Source organism: Nonomuraea sp. NPDC003709, from assembly GCF_040610775.1.
Classification (GTDB): domain Bacteria; phylum Actinomycetota; class Actinomycetes; order Streptosporangiales; family Streptosporangiaceae; genus Nonomuraea; species Nonomuraea angiospora_A.
Map to the genome: position 1 here is coordinate 77093 of NZ_JBEXMW010000022.1, position 13131 is coordinate 90223.

The following is a 13131-nucleotide window of genomic DNA, read 5'->3' on the forward strand; positions in this document are numbered from 1 at the left end:
CGGGGGTTGCATGTCAGACAAGACCACCATCGGCGTGGGCATGATCGGCTACGCCTTTATGGGCCGCGTCCACTCCCAGGCCTGGCGCAGCGTCTCGGCCTTCTTCGACCTGCCTTTGGCGCCTCGCATGGCGGTGCTCGGCGGCAGGTCGAAGGAGAGCACCGAGGCGGCCGCCGCACAGCTCGGCTGGGCCGACGTCGAGACGGACTGGCGAGAGCTGATCAAGCGCGACGACGTGCAGATCGTCGACATCTGCACGCCCGGTGACTCGCACGCCGAGATCGCCATCGCCGCGCTGCAGGCGGGCAAGCACGTGATCTGCGAGAAACCGCTCGCCAACACCGTCGAAGAGGCCGAGGCCATGGTCCGGGCCGCGCAGGCGGCGCCGTCCTCGGTCAAGAGCATGGTGGCCTTCAACTACCGGCGGGTGCCCGCGATCGCGCTCGCCCGCCGGTACGTCGAGGAGGGCCGGATCGGCGAGGTCAGGCACGTACGGGCCGCGTACCTGCAGGACTGGATCGTCGACCCGGAGTTCCCGCTGGTCTGGCGACTGCAGAAGGACAAGGCGGGCGCGGGCGCGCTGGGCGACATCGGCTCGCACATCGTGGACGCGGCCCAGTTCATCACCGGGCAGCAGCTGGTGGGCGTCTCCGCGCTGACGGAGACGTTCATCAAGGAACGCCCCGTCGCCGCGGCGTCCGCGGGCCTGGAGGCCACCGGCACCGGCGACATGGGCCAGGTGACCGTGGACGACGCGGCCCTGTTCATCGGCCGGCTCTCGGGCGGAGGGCTGGCCTCGTTCGAGGCCACCCGCTTCGCCTTCGGCCGCAAGAACGCGATGCGCATCGAGATCAACGGCTCGCTCGGCAGCCTGGCGTTCGACTTCGAGGCCATGAACGAGCTGTGGTTCAGCTCCGGAGGCGGCGGCTTCGAGCGGATCCTGGTCACCGAACCCGACCACCCCTACGTGGGCGCCTGGTGGCCGCCCGGGCACGGGCTCGGCTACGAGCACACCTTCACCCACGAGATCAACGACTTCCTGGAGGCGATCGCCACCGGAGCCGACCCCACGCCGTCATTCGCCGACGGGCTGCGGGTGCAGCGGGTGCTGGAGGCGGTCGAGCGTAGCGCGGCTGAGGGCAGCCGCTACATGAACGTGGAGGACTGACACATGCGACCTGTCACCCTGTTCACGGGGCAGTGGGCCGACCTGCCGTTCGAGGAGGTGTGCAGGCTGGCCGCCGAATGGGGGTACGACGGCCTGGAGATCGCCTGCTCGGGCGACCACTTCGACGTGGCCCAGGCCGTGGCGGACCCGTCGTACGTGGAGCAGAAGCACGCCCAGCTCGACAAGCACGGCCTCAAGGTCTGGACCATCTCCAACCACCTCGTCGGCCAGGCGGTGTGCGACCTTATCGACGAGCGCCACAAGTCCATCCTCCCCGCCCGCATCTGGGGCTCCGGCGACCCCGAGTCGGTCCGCCAGGCGGCGGCGGAGGACATGAAGAACACGGCCCGCGCGGCCGCCCTGCTGGGCGTGGACACGGTGGTCGGCTTCACCGGGTCGTCGATCTGGCACACGGTCGCCATGTTCCCGCCGGTGCCGGCGTCGATGGTGGACGCCGGGTACCAGGACTTCGCCGACCGCTGGAACCCCATCCTCGACGTCTTCGACGAGGTCGGGGTGCGCTTCGCGCACGAGGTCCACCCGAGTGAGATCGCGTACGACTACTACACCACCGCGCGGACCCTGGAGGCGATCGGCCACCGCCCCGCCTTCGGCCTGAACTGGGACCCGTCCCACATGGTCTGGCAGGACCTGGACCCGGTCGGGTTCATCCTGGACTTCAAGGACCGCATCTACCACGTCGACTGCAAGGACACGCGCATGCGCGTGGGCGACGGCCGCAAGGGCCGCCTGTCCTCGCACCTGCCGTGGGCCGACATGCGCCGCGGCTGGGACTTCGTCTCGACGGGGCGGGGCGACGTGCCCTGGGAGGACTGCTTCCGGGCGCTGAACTCGATCGGGTACGAAGGGCCCATTTCGATCGAGTGGGAGGACGCGGGGATGGACCGGCTGGATGGGGCTCGGGAGGCGCTCGGCTACATCCGCAAGCTCAACTCCATCACCCCACCGGCCACCGCCTTCGACGCCGCCTTCTCCACGACGTAGGCCTTTTACGAGGGGGGCGCTGCACGCCTCGGAGTTCCGGACAGCGCCTCCCAAGGAGGGCTTCGCGCCCCTCAACCCCCTGCTCGCTTCGCTCGCCGGCACCCACCCGTTGCCTGGTTACCGGCTTGGCCTGCTGGAGCCCACCCCGAGCGGTCCTTGCTGTCGCTCGGGCTGCGTCTGACGGGTTTGAGGCTCCACCCCAACCCGGAGCCCCCCGCGCTGGCCGAGGGCGCAGTCGTCCTTTGACTGACCTCAGATGCCGTGCGGGAAGGCCACTTATCCTTTCATCGCGAGCGTCGTACCGAGGCCGGTCAGCGCAGCGCCGGTTCGGTCGTGCGCACCGTGGACATGACGCGCTGGACGACCTTCTGCTTCTCGCCCACGGGCGCCGCGTACTCGATCACGTCCCACGCCGTGGCCTCGCCGGCCGTGTGGAGCAGCGTCCACGCTGCGAGATAGACCGATGCCAGGCATCCGCCTGCGGTCGCGATGGCGCCCTCCGCGTGGAAGGGCGCGTCCAGCACCGTTATCCCGCACTCCTCGACCCAGGGCCGCGAGATGGTGTCGGTGCAGGCGGGGCGCCCGGTAAGGAGGCCGAGGTGTGCGAGGACCAGGGCTCCGGAGCACTGTGAGCCGATCAACTGCCGGGCGGGGTCGAGGGGCAGACGCGCCAGCAGCGTGTCGTCGGCCACGACGTCACGCGTCTTGATGCCGCTGCCGAGGAGGACGACGTCAGCCTCGGTGATGAAGTCCAACGGCCGCTGACCGGTCACCTCCACGCCGTTCATCGAGGTCACGACGGGCGTCGGCGTGGTGATGTATGCCGTCACGCCTTGCTTGCGAGCACGGTTGATCAGTCCGTTGGCGATGAAGCTGTCGAGCTCGTTGAATCCGTCAAAGGTGACGACCGCGACCTGCAAGACCACTCCCTACGCAGCTCTGCATTACCACCTCATATGGTACAAGTCGCATCTCTGAGAGCCAGGGCTGCCGCAGCCCTCAGGTCCGCGCCGTGTCGTTCTCCGGCGGGGAGGGTGGCCGGGTCAAGCCTGAGTTTGGCGCGGCTGCGCGATCCCGTACCCCTGTGTCTCGTGCTCTCGCCATTGACATATTGACCTCAGGTCATTTACTAATGACCTGAGGTCAACAATCGAGGGGATGCAGATGTCCAACGCGACGAACAGTGAGATGTCCGGCTTCCACCTGGTCGCCAAGCTTCTCGACCACGCGTCGAGGCCAGACCCGTACCCGATCTACGCCGAGTTCCGCGCCCGCGGCCCGTTATGGGTCGAGGAGATGTCCTCGCTGGTGGTGACGGGCTACCGCGACTGCGAGACGCTGCTGCGCGACCCGCGTCTCAGCGCCGAGCGGTGGCGGTTCTTCCAGGCCGACGGGGCAGCCGACCCGTACCCCGCGGACGCTCCCGCCTCGGTCCGGCGGCCGTGGTTCCTCTCCCTGGATCCTCCGGATCACACCCGGCTGCGGCGTCTGGTCAGCAGCGCGTTCACCGCCCGTACCGTCGCACGGATGGAGGACTCCGTCACGAGGCTGGTCGACGAGTGCCTCGACCGCGCGGCCGAGGGGGAGACGTTCGACGTGATGGCCGGCCTCGCCTACGCGCTGCCGGTGACGGTCATCTGCCGGATGCTCGGCGTGCCGCAGGCCGACGAGCGGCTGTTCCACGGGTGGACCGCCCAGCTCACCCGGCTGCTCGACGGGTTCGGCAATCCTGGCGACGGGAATGACGAGTGGGCGGGTGGCATGGCCGACATGCACCGGTACGTCAACGACCTCGTCGCCGAACGGCGCCGGAGCCCGCGCCGGGACGACCTGATCTCCGAGCTGCTCGCCGCGCAGGAGGGCGGCGACGCGCTCAGCCATGACGAGCTGGTCTCCACGATCGTGCTGCTCCTGGTGGCGGGTCATGAGACGACGGTCAACCTGATCGCCAACGGCGTGCTCGCCCTGCTGCGGCACCCCGGCCACCTCGCCGCCCTGCGCGCCGACCCCGGTACGGCGTCCGCGGTCGTCGAGGAGACCCTGCGCTACGACCCGCCCGTCCAGCTCACCGCCCGGGTCGCCAAGGAGGACATGAGCGTCGGGAAGGCGAAGGTGCCCGCGGGCAGCCTGGTCATCCTGCTGCTGGCCGCGGCCCATCGGGACCCGGAGGCGAACCCGGACCCGGACCGGTTCGACCCGGCCCGCGAGCAGGTGCGGCATCTGGGCTTCGGCTTCGGTCCGCACTTCTGCCTCGGCTCGCCGCTGGCCCGGCTCGAAGGCCGGGTCGCGCTGGCCGCGTTCGCCCGGCGCGTACGGGAGCCCGCGCTGGTCGCCGATCCGCCGCCGTACCGGGAGCACATCAACCTTCGCGGCGTCAGCGAGCTCCTCATCTCCCACGCAGGGGTGAGGACGTGACGGTCGGCTAACCTGATGCGATGGTGACCTCCAGGAGCCGGCGCCGTCTTTCCCCCGAGGCCAGGCGCGGCGAACTCATCGACGCCGCCATCCGGCTCCTGGACTCCGGGCAGGACGTGACCAACTGGGTCCAGGCCGTCACCGCCGAAGCCGACGCCGCCAAGGGCACCTTCTACGTCTACTTCTCCTCCTGGGAGGAGATGGTCACCGCGGTACGGGACCGCGTGCTACGCGACTACGTGGACCGCTTCCACCGGCTCGCCGAATCCACCGAGCCGATCGACTGGTGGGCCACCCTCGACGCCGAATGCGCGGCGGCCGTCGAGTCCATCGCCCGGCCCGGCGGGCTCCACGCCGCGGTCTTCCACTCCAACCCCGCGCCCGAAGGGGGGCCGGACATCATCGCCGCCATCGCCAAGGCGCTGCGGCGGGCCATGGACGACGGCGCGTTCCGCCAGGTCGACCCGCATGTCGCGGCCACGCTCCTGTTCACCGTCCTGCACAGCGCCGCGGACGCGATCGCCGCCGGGGAGCGGCCGCAGGTCTGGCTGGAGGCCGTGAGCGACCTCAATCGCCACTGGCTCGCGCCGGCGCCGACGCAGTAGAAGGGGCCACCGCGGCGGCCCCTTCTCCTCGGAACGGAGTCAGTCCATGACGACGATCTGGCGCAGGACCTCGCCGCCCCGCAGCGCCGCCACCGCGTCGTTCAGGTCCGACAGGCGGATGCGGGCGCTGATCATCGACTCCAGGTCCAGCTTGCCGGCCTTGTGGAGCTTGGCGAAGTAGGGGAAGGCGTGGCGCACGTCCGCCTCGCCGTACAGGCTGGAAAGCAGGTTCTTGCCCTCGAACAGCAGGCTGAACGCCGAGATCGACACCATGTCGTCCACCGCGCCCGCCCCGACCACGATGACGTCGCCGCCCTGCCGGGTGATCTGCCAGGCGCTCTGGATGGTGGCCGCCTTGCCGACCACCTCGAAGCCGTAGTCGAAGCCGGCGCCGGCGGTGAGCTCGTTCAGGGTGTCGGGGACCTGCTCCGGGGTGACGGCGTGCGTGGCGCCGACCTTCTTGGCCAGCTCGTGCTTGGACTCCAGCGGGTCGATCGCGAGGATCATGCGGGCGCCGGAGAGGCGGGCGCCCTGGATGACCGACAGGCCGACGCCGCCGCAGCCGATCACCGCGACCGTGGAGCCGGGGCGGACCTTCGCGGTGTTGATCGCGGCGCCCACGCCGGTCGTGATGCCGCAGCCGATCAGGGCCGCCGCCTCCCACGACACGTCCTCGTCGATCTTGATCGCGCCCTGCCACGGCACGACGATCTCCTCGGCCCAGGTGCCGCACCCGGCCATCCCGTACGCCGTCGCCCCGTCGCCGCCGAACCGGAAGTTGCCCTTGCTGAACGCCTCGACCACGTACTTGATGCACAGGTACGGCTGGCCGCCCAGGCACAGGTCGCACTCCTGGCAGCCGGGCCGCCAGTTGATGACCACGTGGTCGCCCGGCTTGAGCGAGGTGACGTGCTCGCCCACCTCGACCACCTCGCCCGCGCCCTCGTGCCCGAGCACCAGCGGCACGGGCTGCGGCAGTACGCCGGTCATGGCCGACAGGTCCGAGTGGCAGACGCCCGTCGCCTTGATCCGTACGCGTACGTCCGCCGGCCCGACGGGGGCCAGGGTGACGTCGTCGCGGATGTCCAGCTTGTCGTTGCCTACGGCGTGCAGGATCGCGGCGCGCATGGGTTCCTCCTCCGGCTGGTGCCTAGCGGGGCTATTCCTCTAGGGAAAGGGCGGCTTTGGGGCAGGACCGGACGGCGTGGCGGACGCGGTCCTGCATCTCGGGGGGCGGTTCTGGCAGCAGGACGTGGAGCTGGTCGTCGTCGTCCACCTCGAACACCTCCGGCGCGAGCCCCATGCACACGGCGTTGGCCTCGCAGACCAGCTCGTCCACCTTGACTCTCATGCGAGCCTCCTGTGATCCCATGAGACCACTTTGGTGTACTCCACGACGTACGCAACTCGCTTCTGCCCGGTCTGCTCCACATACGGGCGCAGCAGTTCGTCCGGCACGCCCGGAGTCATCCGGCGGGCGACCGTCATACCGATGTCCATGACGCGGTCGCGGTCGTCCACCCGCTCCGCGTTCCCGTACACCAGGACGCCTTGGAGTTCGGCGTAGTCGTCGCCCGTCTCGATCAGGCAGCTCACCCGGGAGTCGCGGGCAAGATTGCGGGCTTTCTGGGCTTTCGCATAGGTCCAGAAGGTGATGCGTCCCTTGTCGAGCCCATAGAACATCGTCACCAAATGGGGTGTGCCGTCCGCGTTGATGGTGGCCAGCTGCAGCTTGCGCGAGCTCTCCAGGAAGGCGGTGACGTCGTCGTCCGACATGGTGATGCGAGCGCGCTGATTCACGTTGTAAGTAGAACAGGTTTCAGAACGGCGCTGCAAGGGTCCCCTGGAATGTTATTCGGTTCGGCTAGGCTGCATCCCCATGACGATGCCGTCAGAGCTGCTCTACGCAGCGAAGCACGCCAAGGGATTCATGCCGCACAACGAGGGGCTGGCCCTGTACGAGGCCGCCTGCCAGTACGGGAAGCTGGGCCCCGTCTGCGAGATCGGCACATACTGCGGGAAGTCGGCCGTCTATCTCGGCGCGGCGGCCAGGCAGGCCGGGTCGGTGGTCGTCACCGTCGACCACCACCGGGGCTCCGAGGAGATCCAGCCAGGGTGGGCCCACCACGACCCGACGCTGGTGGACCCCCGGTTCGGCAAGATGGACTCGCTGCCGACGTTCAGGGCCACGATCGCGGCCGCGGGGCTCGAGGACGAGGTGATCGCGATCGTCGGCCGGTCGGAGCAGGTCGCCGCTCTCTGGAGGGCGCCTCTGGGGATGTTGTTCATCGACGGCGGGCACTCCGAGGAGCCGGTGACCCGCGACTACGAGGGCTGGGCGCCGCATGTCATGGAGGGCGGGGCGCTGGTCTTCCACGACATCTACCCCGATCCCGCCGATGGCGGGCAGGCGCCGTACCGGGTCTACCAGCGGGCGGTGCGGTCCGGCGCCTTCAGCGAGGTGTCGGTGGAGGGCTCGCTCCGCGTGCTGGAGCGCGTCGGCCCCGGAATCTAGTCAGCAGCGGTGGCGCTGGCTCCAGGACCGGCGGGTCTGGGACTGCCAGCGCCGGAAGTCCTCGTGTGTGTGCGCCTCGTGCCCGAGCGCGAGGAGCGCCTGGTCCGTCCACGAGGCGGCCGCCTCGGGTTCGGCCCCGGCCAGGATCGGCACGGCCTGCGCCGTGTGGTCCGGCAGCGTCCCCGACCGCAGCCGGGCGGCGACGGCGAACGCGCACCCCTGGGCCAGCTGGGCGCGGAACCCGTCGGCCCCGGCGTGCTCGGTCAGCCACCACAGCTCGTCGGAGTCGGCCCCGCCCGTGTACGTCGCCGCGAACCCGATCCCGCTCCACAGGTCGCCCCGGCGTCCCGCCGGATATCCACCGATCCTGGCGGCGATGTCGTCGGGCGAGGCGCTGTCGTGGTACCAGAGCAGCCGCCCCAGCCCCTGGTCGAACACCGCACAGTGCGCCCTGGTCAGCAGGTCGGGCATCGTGCGCTCGCCCACCATGCGGTCGGCCCTGGCCAGGCTCCACTGGAACCCGAACCCGTCCACGGCCAGCCAGCGCAGCAGCGGATGCGCGCGCCGCGCGCCCCTCAGGGGCCGCAGCCGCAGCAGGGCGTAGCCGCGCCCGGCGCCGACGTAGGCGGCGTGGCGATGATGCTGGGCGGGGCCGGTGAGTAGCTCGTGAAGGCGCCGGCCCCGCGTCAGCGTGAGCAGGTCGAGTACGGTGCAGGCGGCGGCCGCCCCTTCGTAGCCGAAGGGCCGCTGCTCAGCCGATATTTCCTCGACCTTCTCAATCTCCCGGGACATCACCGCGTTGAAGCCGAAAACGTATGCACTTTCGGCATCGGTGAAGACCGCTCGGGAAGCTCCTCCTCTGAGCCGGAATCGTCGCCGGCCCAGATCGGACTCCAGAGGATCCTTGACCAGGAACCTCCGCAGCCCCCTCGCCCGGGACAGTGTCGGCTCGGTCCTGACCTGATCCAAGAACGAAGTTGTGCCCGTGTCGCCCACGCTTCCCCCGAAGACGCCTCGTACGAGTCACTCAGAAGCTAGTAAGCCCATTGCGTCGATCATCGGCGGCGCACCGGATTTCGGGGGCAAAGAACCCGCAAAAGCGCTTGTGCGGGGGTGAGGTCAGAGGTCGTCGCGGCGTACCAGGCCCGTGCCGGCGGCGCAGCCGCAGGTCTCCGGGTCGGACACCGACGTCCCCACGATGTCCCTGAACAGGCCGGACCCCGGCGTCAGCGCCAGCAGCGCGTCGGCGGCGAGCACGACGGCGGCGGCCGTGTAACCGGATCGTTCGTGGGGGAAGTGCTTGAGGTTCGCGAACTGCCAGCCCGTCCAGTACGAGCCGTCCTCGTGCCGCAGATGCTGCACGTCCGTGAACAGCGTGACCGCCCGCCCCCGGTCTCCCAGCGCGTCGAGCGCCAGCACCAGCTCGCACGTCTCCGCCCCCGTCACCCACGGCTGGTCGGACACGCACCTGATCCCGAGCCCGGGCACCACGAACGTGGCCCACTCGCGCTCCAGCAGCTCGAACGCCTGCTGCCCGCGCACCGCGCCGCCGAGCACCGGGTAGTACCAGTCCATGGAGAAGCGGTTCTTGTCCGCGAACGCCTCGGGATGCGCCGCCAGCACGTGCGCCAGCCGGTCGGCGGCCAGTTCCCAGTGCGGCTGCGGGTCGCCCAGGTGGTCCGCGAGCAGCACGCCGCAGCGCAGCCCCTGGTGGATGGAGGAGCACCCGGTGAGCAGCGCGAGCGTCGAGGCGACGCCGTGCGCGTCGCGCTCCCAGACGATCTCGCCCCGCTCGGTCTGCAGTCCCGCCACGTAGTCGAGCGCGGCCTTGACCATGGGCCAGTGTTCCTCGGTGAACGCCTGGTCGCCGGTCACGAGGTGGTGGTGCCAGAGCCCGGCGGCGACGTAGGCGGCGTGGTTGCTCTCGCCGCCCTGCTCCGTGGGCACGCCGTCGGCCAGCTTCATCGGCCAGGAGCCGTCGGGGCGCTGGTGGCGGGCCAGCCACGCGTAGCCGCGCCGTACCGGCTCGCCGAGCCCCGCGACGGACATGGCCATCAGGCACTCGACGTGGTTCCAGGCGTCCACGTGGCCTTCCGGCCACGGCACGCCGCCGTCGTCCTGCTGGATCGCCGCGATGCTCTCGCCCGTCCGCACGACCTCCGCGTGGGAGATCATGGCTTCCTGACGTAGAGGACCACGCTCTTGCCGATGATCGGGTTGAGCACGGCTTCGGCGATCCTGGTGGCGGCCGGGCGCTTCATGATGTCCCAGACCAGCAGCTCGTGGTACGCCTTGGCGAGCGGGTGGTCGTCGTTGCCGACGCCGACGGCGCACTTGATCCACCAGTACGGCGCGTGCAGGCCGTGGGCGTGGTGGTGGGGGCCGATCTCGAACCCGATGGACTTCAGCTTGGCCGACAGCTCAGCCAACGTATAAATCCGGACATGTCCCCCGGGGGCCGTGTGGTAGGCCTCGTCCAGCGCCCAGCAGATCCGTTCGGGCAGGAAGCTCGGCACGGTCACGGCCGCCGTACCGCCCGGCTTGAGCACGCGGAAGAGCTCGCGCATGGCCGCCATGTCGTCCGGGATGTGCTCCAGCACCTCGGCCGCGATGACCCGGTCGAAGCTGCCGTCCTCGAACGGCATGTCCAGCGCCGTACCCTGGACGATCTGCCCGCTCGCCCCCGGCGGCACCTCGCCCGCCTTGTCCATCGCCGCGAACATGGCCGCCACGCCGTCCAGCTCCGCCTGGTCCATGTCGAACGCGATCACGTCCGCTCCCCGGCGCAGCGCCTCGAAGGCGTGCCTGCCGCCGCCGCAGCCCAGGTCGAGCAGGCGCACGCCGGGGCCGACGGGAAGCCGGGCGAAGTCGACGGTCAGCACTGGTCAGCCTCTCCTCTTGTGGTTCTCCATGGCCTCGAGGTATGCCTCGACGGTCTTCTTGGCCACGACGTGCCAGGTGTAGCGCTCCATGACGCGGTCGTATCCGGCCTTGCCCACGCGTTCGCGCTCCTCGGGGGAGTCGTGCAGGCGGCGCAGCACCGCGGCGAGCTCCTCGGGGTCGCCCGGGGCCACCTGGATGGCGGCGTCGCCCACGACCTCGGGCAGCGCCCCCGTACGGCTGGCCACCAGCGGCGTGCCGCAGGCCATGTGCTCGACGGCGGGCAGTGAGAAGCCCTCATAGAGGGAGGGGACGACCGAGATCTCCGAGGTGGCGATCAGCTCGCCCAGCTCGTCGTCGGAGATGCCGTGGACGAAACGTACCCGGTCCTGCAGCGACAGCTCCTGGACGAGCTGCTCGGTCGGGCCGCCGGGGGTGGGGCGGCTGACGACGGTGAGGTGCACGTCGCGCTCGGTCGCCAGCTTCGCGACCGCCCGCAGCAGCGTCGCGACGCCCTTCATGGGCGAGTCCGCGCTGGCCACGGCCACGATCGAGCCCTTGCGCCGGGGCTTGTCCGGGCGCGGGTGGAAGTAGCGGGTGTCGACGCCGAGGGGGATCAGGCGCATGTTCGCCTGGGGGACGTTGAAGTCGCGGTGGATGTCGGCCAGCGACGACTCGCTGACGGTCAGGATCGGGCTCAGCCGGGGCGCGACGCGCGACTGCATCTTCACGAACCCGTACCAGCGGCGCAGGCTCAGCTTCTTCCCGCCGGTGGCGGCCTCGAGCTCGATGCGGCGGTCGACGCTGATCGGGTGGTGGATGGTGCCGACCACGGGGAACATCCGCTGGATGCCCAGCAGGCCGTATCCGAGGGTCTGGTTGTCCTGCACGACGTCGAAGTCGCCGATGCGCTTCTTCAGCTCGCGGTAGGCCCGCAGCGTGAACGTCAGCGGCTCGGGGAACCCCGCCGTCCACATCGTCCCGACCTCGAGCCAGTCGATCCAGTCGCGGTATTCGTGCAGCTTGGGCGTTCTGAACGGGTCCTCGTCGCGGTAGAGGTCGAGGCTGGGCACCTCACGCAGGATGACGCCCTCGTCCAGCTCGGGATAGGGCTGCCCGGAGAACACCTCGACGTGGTGCCCTAAGGCGACCAGCTCGCGGCTGAGGTGGCGAAGATAGACGCCTTGGCCACCACAGGTGGGCTTGCTGCGGTAGGACAACAACGCGACTCGCAGCGTTCGATCCCGCCGGGCTGGCTCTTCCACGACACCCCTTTCTTCGCCGGTAGGGCCCTTGAGATGGGCGTGTACCGTGAAGATGACCTTAGTCCGAGAAGGCTACCATTCGGTAGGTCGGGTGGAATTGTTCACAATTGCGGTTAAACGTCGTGCGAACTGCGACGTTGCCGTAACCGAGCGTGGTTCGGTGGAACGGGTTCTAGGTGGGCTGGTGCCCTATCTGGGCGCTTAGCTGTACATTCCGTCCCAGACAGATTGCTATACGCGATAGCAGGAGGACCCTTGGCCAGGCGAGCTCTGATCACCGGCATCACCGGCCAGGACGGTTCTTACTTGGCGGAGCACCTGCTCGAGCAGGGATACGAGGTGTGGGGCCTGGCCCGGGGGCAGGCGAACCCGCGCGTGTCCAGGATGCGCAAGCTGCTCTCCGACGTGCAGGTGGTGCGGGGGGATCTGCTGGACCAGGGGTCCCTGATCTCGGCGGTGGAACGCGTTCAGCCTGACGAGGTCTACAACCTCGGGGCGATCTCGTTCGTGCCGATGTCGTGGGAGCAGGCGGAGCTCACGGCCGAGGTGACCGGGATGGGCGTGCTGCGCATGCTGGAGGCGATCCGAGTGTGCTCGGGCGTGTCGCGGGGCTCGGGCGCCTCCCGACAGATCCGCTTTTATCAGGCTTCATCCTCTGAGATGTTCGGGCAGGTCAGCGAGACGCCGCAGAACGAGCGGACCGCCTTCCACCCGCGCTCGCCGTACGGGGTGGCCAAGGCGTACGGGCACTTCCTCACGCAGAACTACCGCGAGTCGTACGGGATGTTCGCCGTGTCCGGGATCCTGTTCAACCACGAGTCGCCGCGCCGGGGGGCCGAGTTCGTCACCAGGAAGGTGTCCCTGGGGGTGGCCCGGATCAAGCTGGGGCTGGCCACCGAGCTGCGACTGGGGAACCTGGAGGCGCGGCGGGACTGGGGGTTCGCCGGCGACTACGTGAAGGCGATGCACCTGATGCTGCAGGCCGCCAATCCCGAGGACTACGTGATCGGGACGGGGCGGATGAAGTCGGTCAGGGAGCTGGTGGAGGCGGCCTTCACGGCCGCGGGGCTGGACTGGGAGCGGTACGTGGTGACCGACCAGACGCTGCACCGGCCGGCCGAGGTGGACCTGCTGTGCGCGGACCCGAAGAAGGCGCGGGCGCAGCTGGGGTGGGAGCCGAGCGTGTCGTTCGACGAGCTGGTGGCGATGATGGTCGAGTCGGATCTGCGATTGCTCTCCGACGGAGGCGATCCCGACCAGGACAGCTCCTGGCCGTGA

The 13131-nt window shown here is 69.6% G+C and carries 14 protein-coding genes; 6 read left to right on the top strand and 8 right to left on the bottom strand.

From position 1 onward, the window contains the following. Window positions 1-10 precede the first annotated feature (10 nt). Together ABZX61_RS47955 and ABZX61_RS47960 are read left to right on the top strand one after the other, a co-directional pair. The gene (locus tag ABZX61_RS47955) at window positions 11-1168 is read left to right on the top strand and encodes a Gfo/Idh/MocA family oxidoreductase (RefSeq protein ID WP_355205196.1); all 1158 of its coding nucleotides are present in this window, start codon (window positions 11-13) and stop codon (window positions 1166-1168) included. A gap of 3 nt (window positions 1169-1171) precedes the next feature. Beyond that, window positions 1172-2173 carry a sugar phosphate isomerase/epimerase family protein gene (locus ABZX61_RS47960; protein ID WP_350729357.1) on the top strand — a complete coding sequence of 334 codons (1002 nt, stop codon included), beginning with the start codon at window positions 1172-1174 and terminating at the stop codon, window positions 2171-2173. 311 nt (window positions 2174-2484) lie between these two features. On the opposite strand, the gene ABZX61_RS47965 is transcribed toward ABZX61_RS47960, so the two are convergent. Further along, entirely contained in the window at window positions 2485-3093 is a 609-nt protein-coding gene (locus tag ABZX61_RS47965) for a DJ-1/PfpI family protein (RefSeq protein ID WP_355205199.1), read from the bottom strand. Between the two features lie 244 nt (window positions 3094-3337). Here ABZX61_RS47965 and ABZX61_RS47970 point away from each other — a divergent pair, with 244 nt between their 5' ends. Next, window positions 3338-4588 (top strand): cytochrome P450, encoded by a 1251-nt coding sequence (locus ABZX61_RS47970; RefSeq protein WP_355205202.1) that lies wholly within the window; start codon window positions 3338-3340, stop codon window positions 4586-4588. A 20-nt stretch (window positions 4589-4608) separates the two neighbouring features. Further along, window positions 4609-5193: a TetR/AcrR family transcriptional regulator gene (locus tag ABZX61_RS47975; RefSeq protein ID WP_350729362.1), complete on the top strand. Its 585-nt coding sequence runs from the start codon at window positions 4609-4611 to the stop codon at window positions 5191-5193. A gap of 39 nt (window positions 5194-5232) precedes the next feature. Here the strand turns inward: ABZX61_RS47975 and ABZX61_RS47980 are convergent, their stop codons facing one another. Genes ABZX61_RS47980 through ABZX61_RS47990 form a run of 3 tightly spaced genes read right to left on the bottom strand, consistent with a single transcriptional unit; the run spans window position 5233 to window position 6993 of the window. After that, window positions 5233-6321, bottom strand: a complete 1089-nt coding sequence (locus ABZX61_RS47980; RefSeq protein WP_350729364.1) for a Zn-dependent alcohol dehydrogenase — start codon at window positions 6319-6321, stop codon at window positions 5233-5235. A gap of 31 nt (window positions 6322-6352) precedes the next feature. Further along, on the bottom strand, window positions 6353-6544 hold the full coding sequence (locus tag ABZX61_RS47985) for a ferredoxin (RefSeq protein WP_350729366.1): 192 nt from the start codon (window positions 6542-6544) through the stop codon (window positions 6353-6355). Further along, on the bottom strand, window positions 6541-6993 hold the full coding sequence (locus ABZX61_RS47990; protein ID WP_355205206.1) for a pyridoxamine 5'-phosphate oxidase family protein: 453 nt from the start codon (window positions 6991-6993) through the stop codon (window positions 6541-6543). Before ABZX61_RS47990 ends, ABZX61_RS47985 begins: the two co-directional genes overlap by 4 nt. An 85-nt stretch (window positions 6994-7078) precedes the next feature. On the opposite strand from ABZX61_RS47990, the gene ABZX61_RS47995 reads away from it, so the two are divergent. Beyond that, window positions 7079-7708 carry a class I SAM-dependent methyltransferase gene (locus ABZX61_RS47995; protein WP_355205520.1) on the top strand — a complete coding sequence of 210 codons (630 nt, stop codon included), beginning with the start codon at window positions 7079-7081 and terminating at the stop codon, window positions 7706-7708. On the opposite strand, the gene ABZX61_RS48000 is transcribed toward ABZX61_RS47995, so the two are convergent. The 4 genes from ABZX61_RS48000 to ABZX61_RS48015 all read right to left on the bottom strand — a co-directional run bounded on the left by ABZX61_RS48000 (window position 7709) and on the right by ABZX61_RS48015 (window position 11853). After that, on the bottom strand, window positions 7709-8704 hold the full coding sequence (locus tag ABZX61_RS48000) for a DUF1702 family protein (protein ID WP_355205208.1): 996 nt from the start codon (window positions 8702-8704) through the stop codon (window positions 7709-7711). Between the two features lie 123 nt (window positions 8705-8827). Further along, entirely contained in the window at window positions 8828-9883 is a 1056-nt protein-coding gene (locus ABZX61_RS48005) for a prenyltransferase (protein ID WP_355205211.1), read from the bottom strand. Next, the gene (locus ABZX61_RS48010; protein WP_350729374.1) at window positions 9880-10590 is read right to left on the bottom strand and encodes a methyltransferase domain-containing protein; all 711 of its coding nucleotides are present in this window, start codon (window positions 10588-10590) and stop codon (window positions 9880-9882) included. The genes ABZX61_RS48005 and ABZX61_RS48010 overlap by 4 nt, the downstream gene beginning before the upstream one ends. Before the next feature lie 3 nt (window positions 10591-10593). After that, window positions 10594-11853, bottom strand: coding sequence for a glycosyltransferase family 4 protein (locus tag ABZX61_RS48015; protein ID WP_350729375.1), 1260 nt, complete (start codon window positions 11851-11853; stop codon window positions 10594-10596). A 255-nt stretch (window positions 11854-12108) separates the two neighbouring features. On the opposite strand from ABZX61_RS48015, the gene ABZX61_RS48020 reads away from it, so the two are divergent. After that, on the top strand, window positions 12109-13131 hold the full coding sequence (locus ABZX61_RS48020; protein ID WP_355205215.1) for a GDP-mannose 4,6-dehydratase: 1023 nt from the start codon (window positions 12109-12111) through the stop codon (window positions 13129-13131).

Bases quoted from the DNA above. Each gene is read 5' to 3' on its own strand.
- ABZX61_RS47955 (WP_355205196.1), top strand. From the start codon at position 11: ATGTCAGACAAGACCACCATCGGCGTGGGCATGATCGGCTACGCCTTT.
- ABZX61_RS47960 (WP_350729357.1), top strand. From the start codon at position 1,172: ATGCGACCTGTCACCCTGTTCACGGGGCAGTGGGCCGACCTGCCGTTC.
- ABZX61_RS47970 (WP_355205202.1), top strand. From the start codon at position 3,338: ATGTCCAACGCGACGAACAGTGAGATGTCCGGCTTCCACCTGGTCGCC.
- ABZX61_RS47975 (WP_350729362.1), top strand. From the start codon at position 4,609: ATGGTGACCTCCAGGAGCCGGCGCCGTCTTTCCCCCGAGGCCAGGCGC.
- ABZX61_RS47980 (WP_350729364.1), bottom strand. From the start codon at position 6,321: ATGCGCGCCGCGATCCTGCACGCCGTAGGCAACGACAAGCTGGACATC.
- ABZX61_RS47985 (WP_350729366.1), bottom strand. From the start codon at position 6,544: ATGAGAGTCAAGGTGGACGAGCTGGTCTGCGAGGCCAACGCCGTGTGC.
- ABZX61_RS47995 (WP_355205520.1), top strand. From the start codon at position 7,079: ATGCCGTCAGAGCTGCTCTACGCAGCGAAGCACGCCAAGGGATTCATG.
- ABZX61_RS48005 (WP_355205211.1), bottom strand. From the start codon at position 9,883: ATGATCTCCCACGCGGAGGTCGTGCGGACGGGCGAGAGCATCGCGGCG.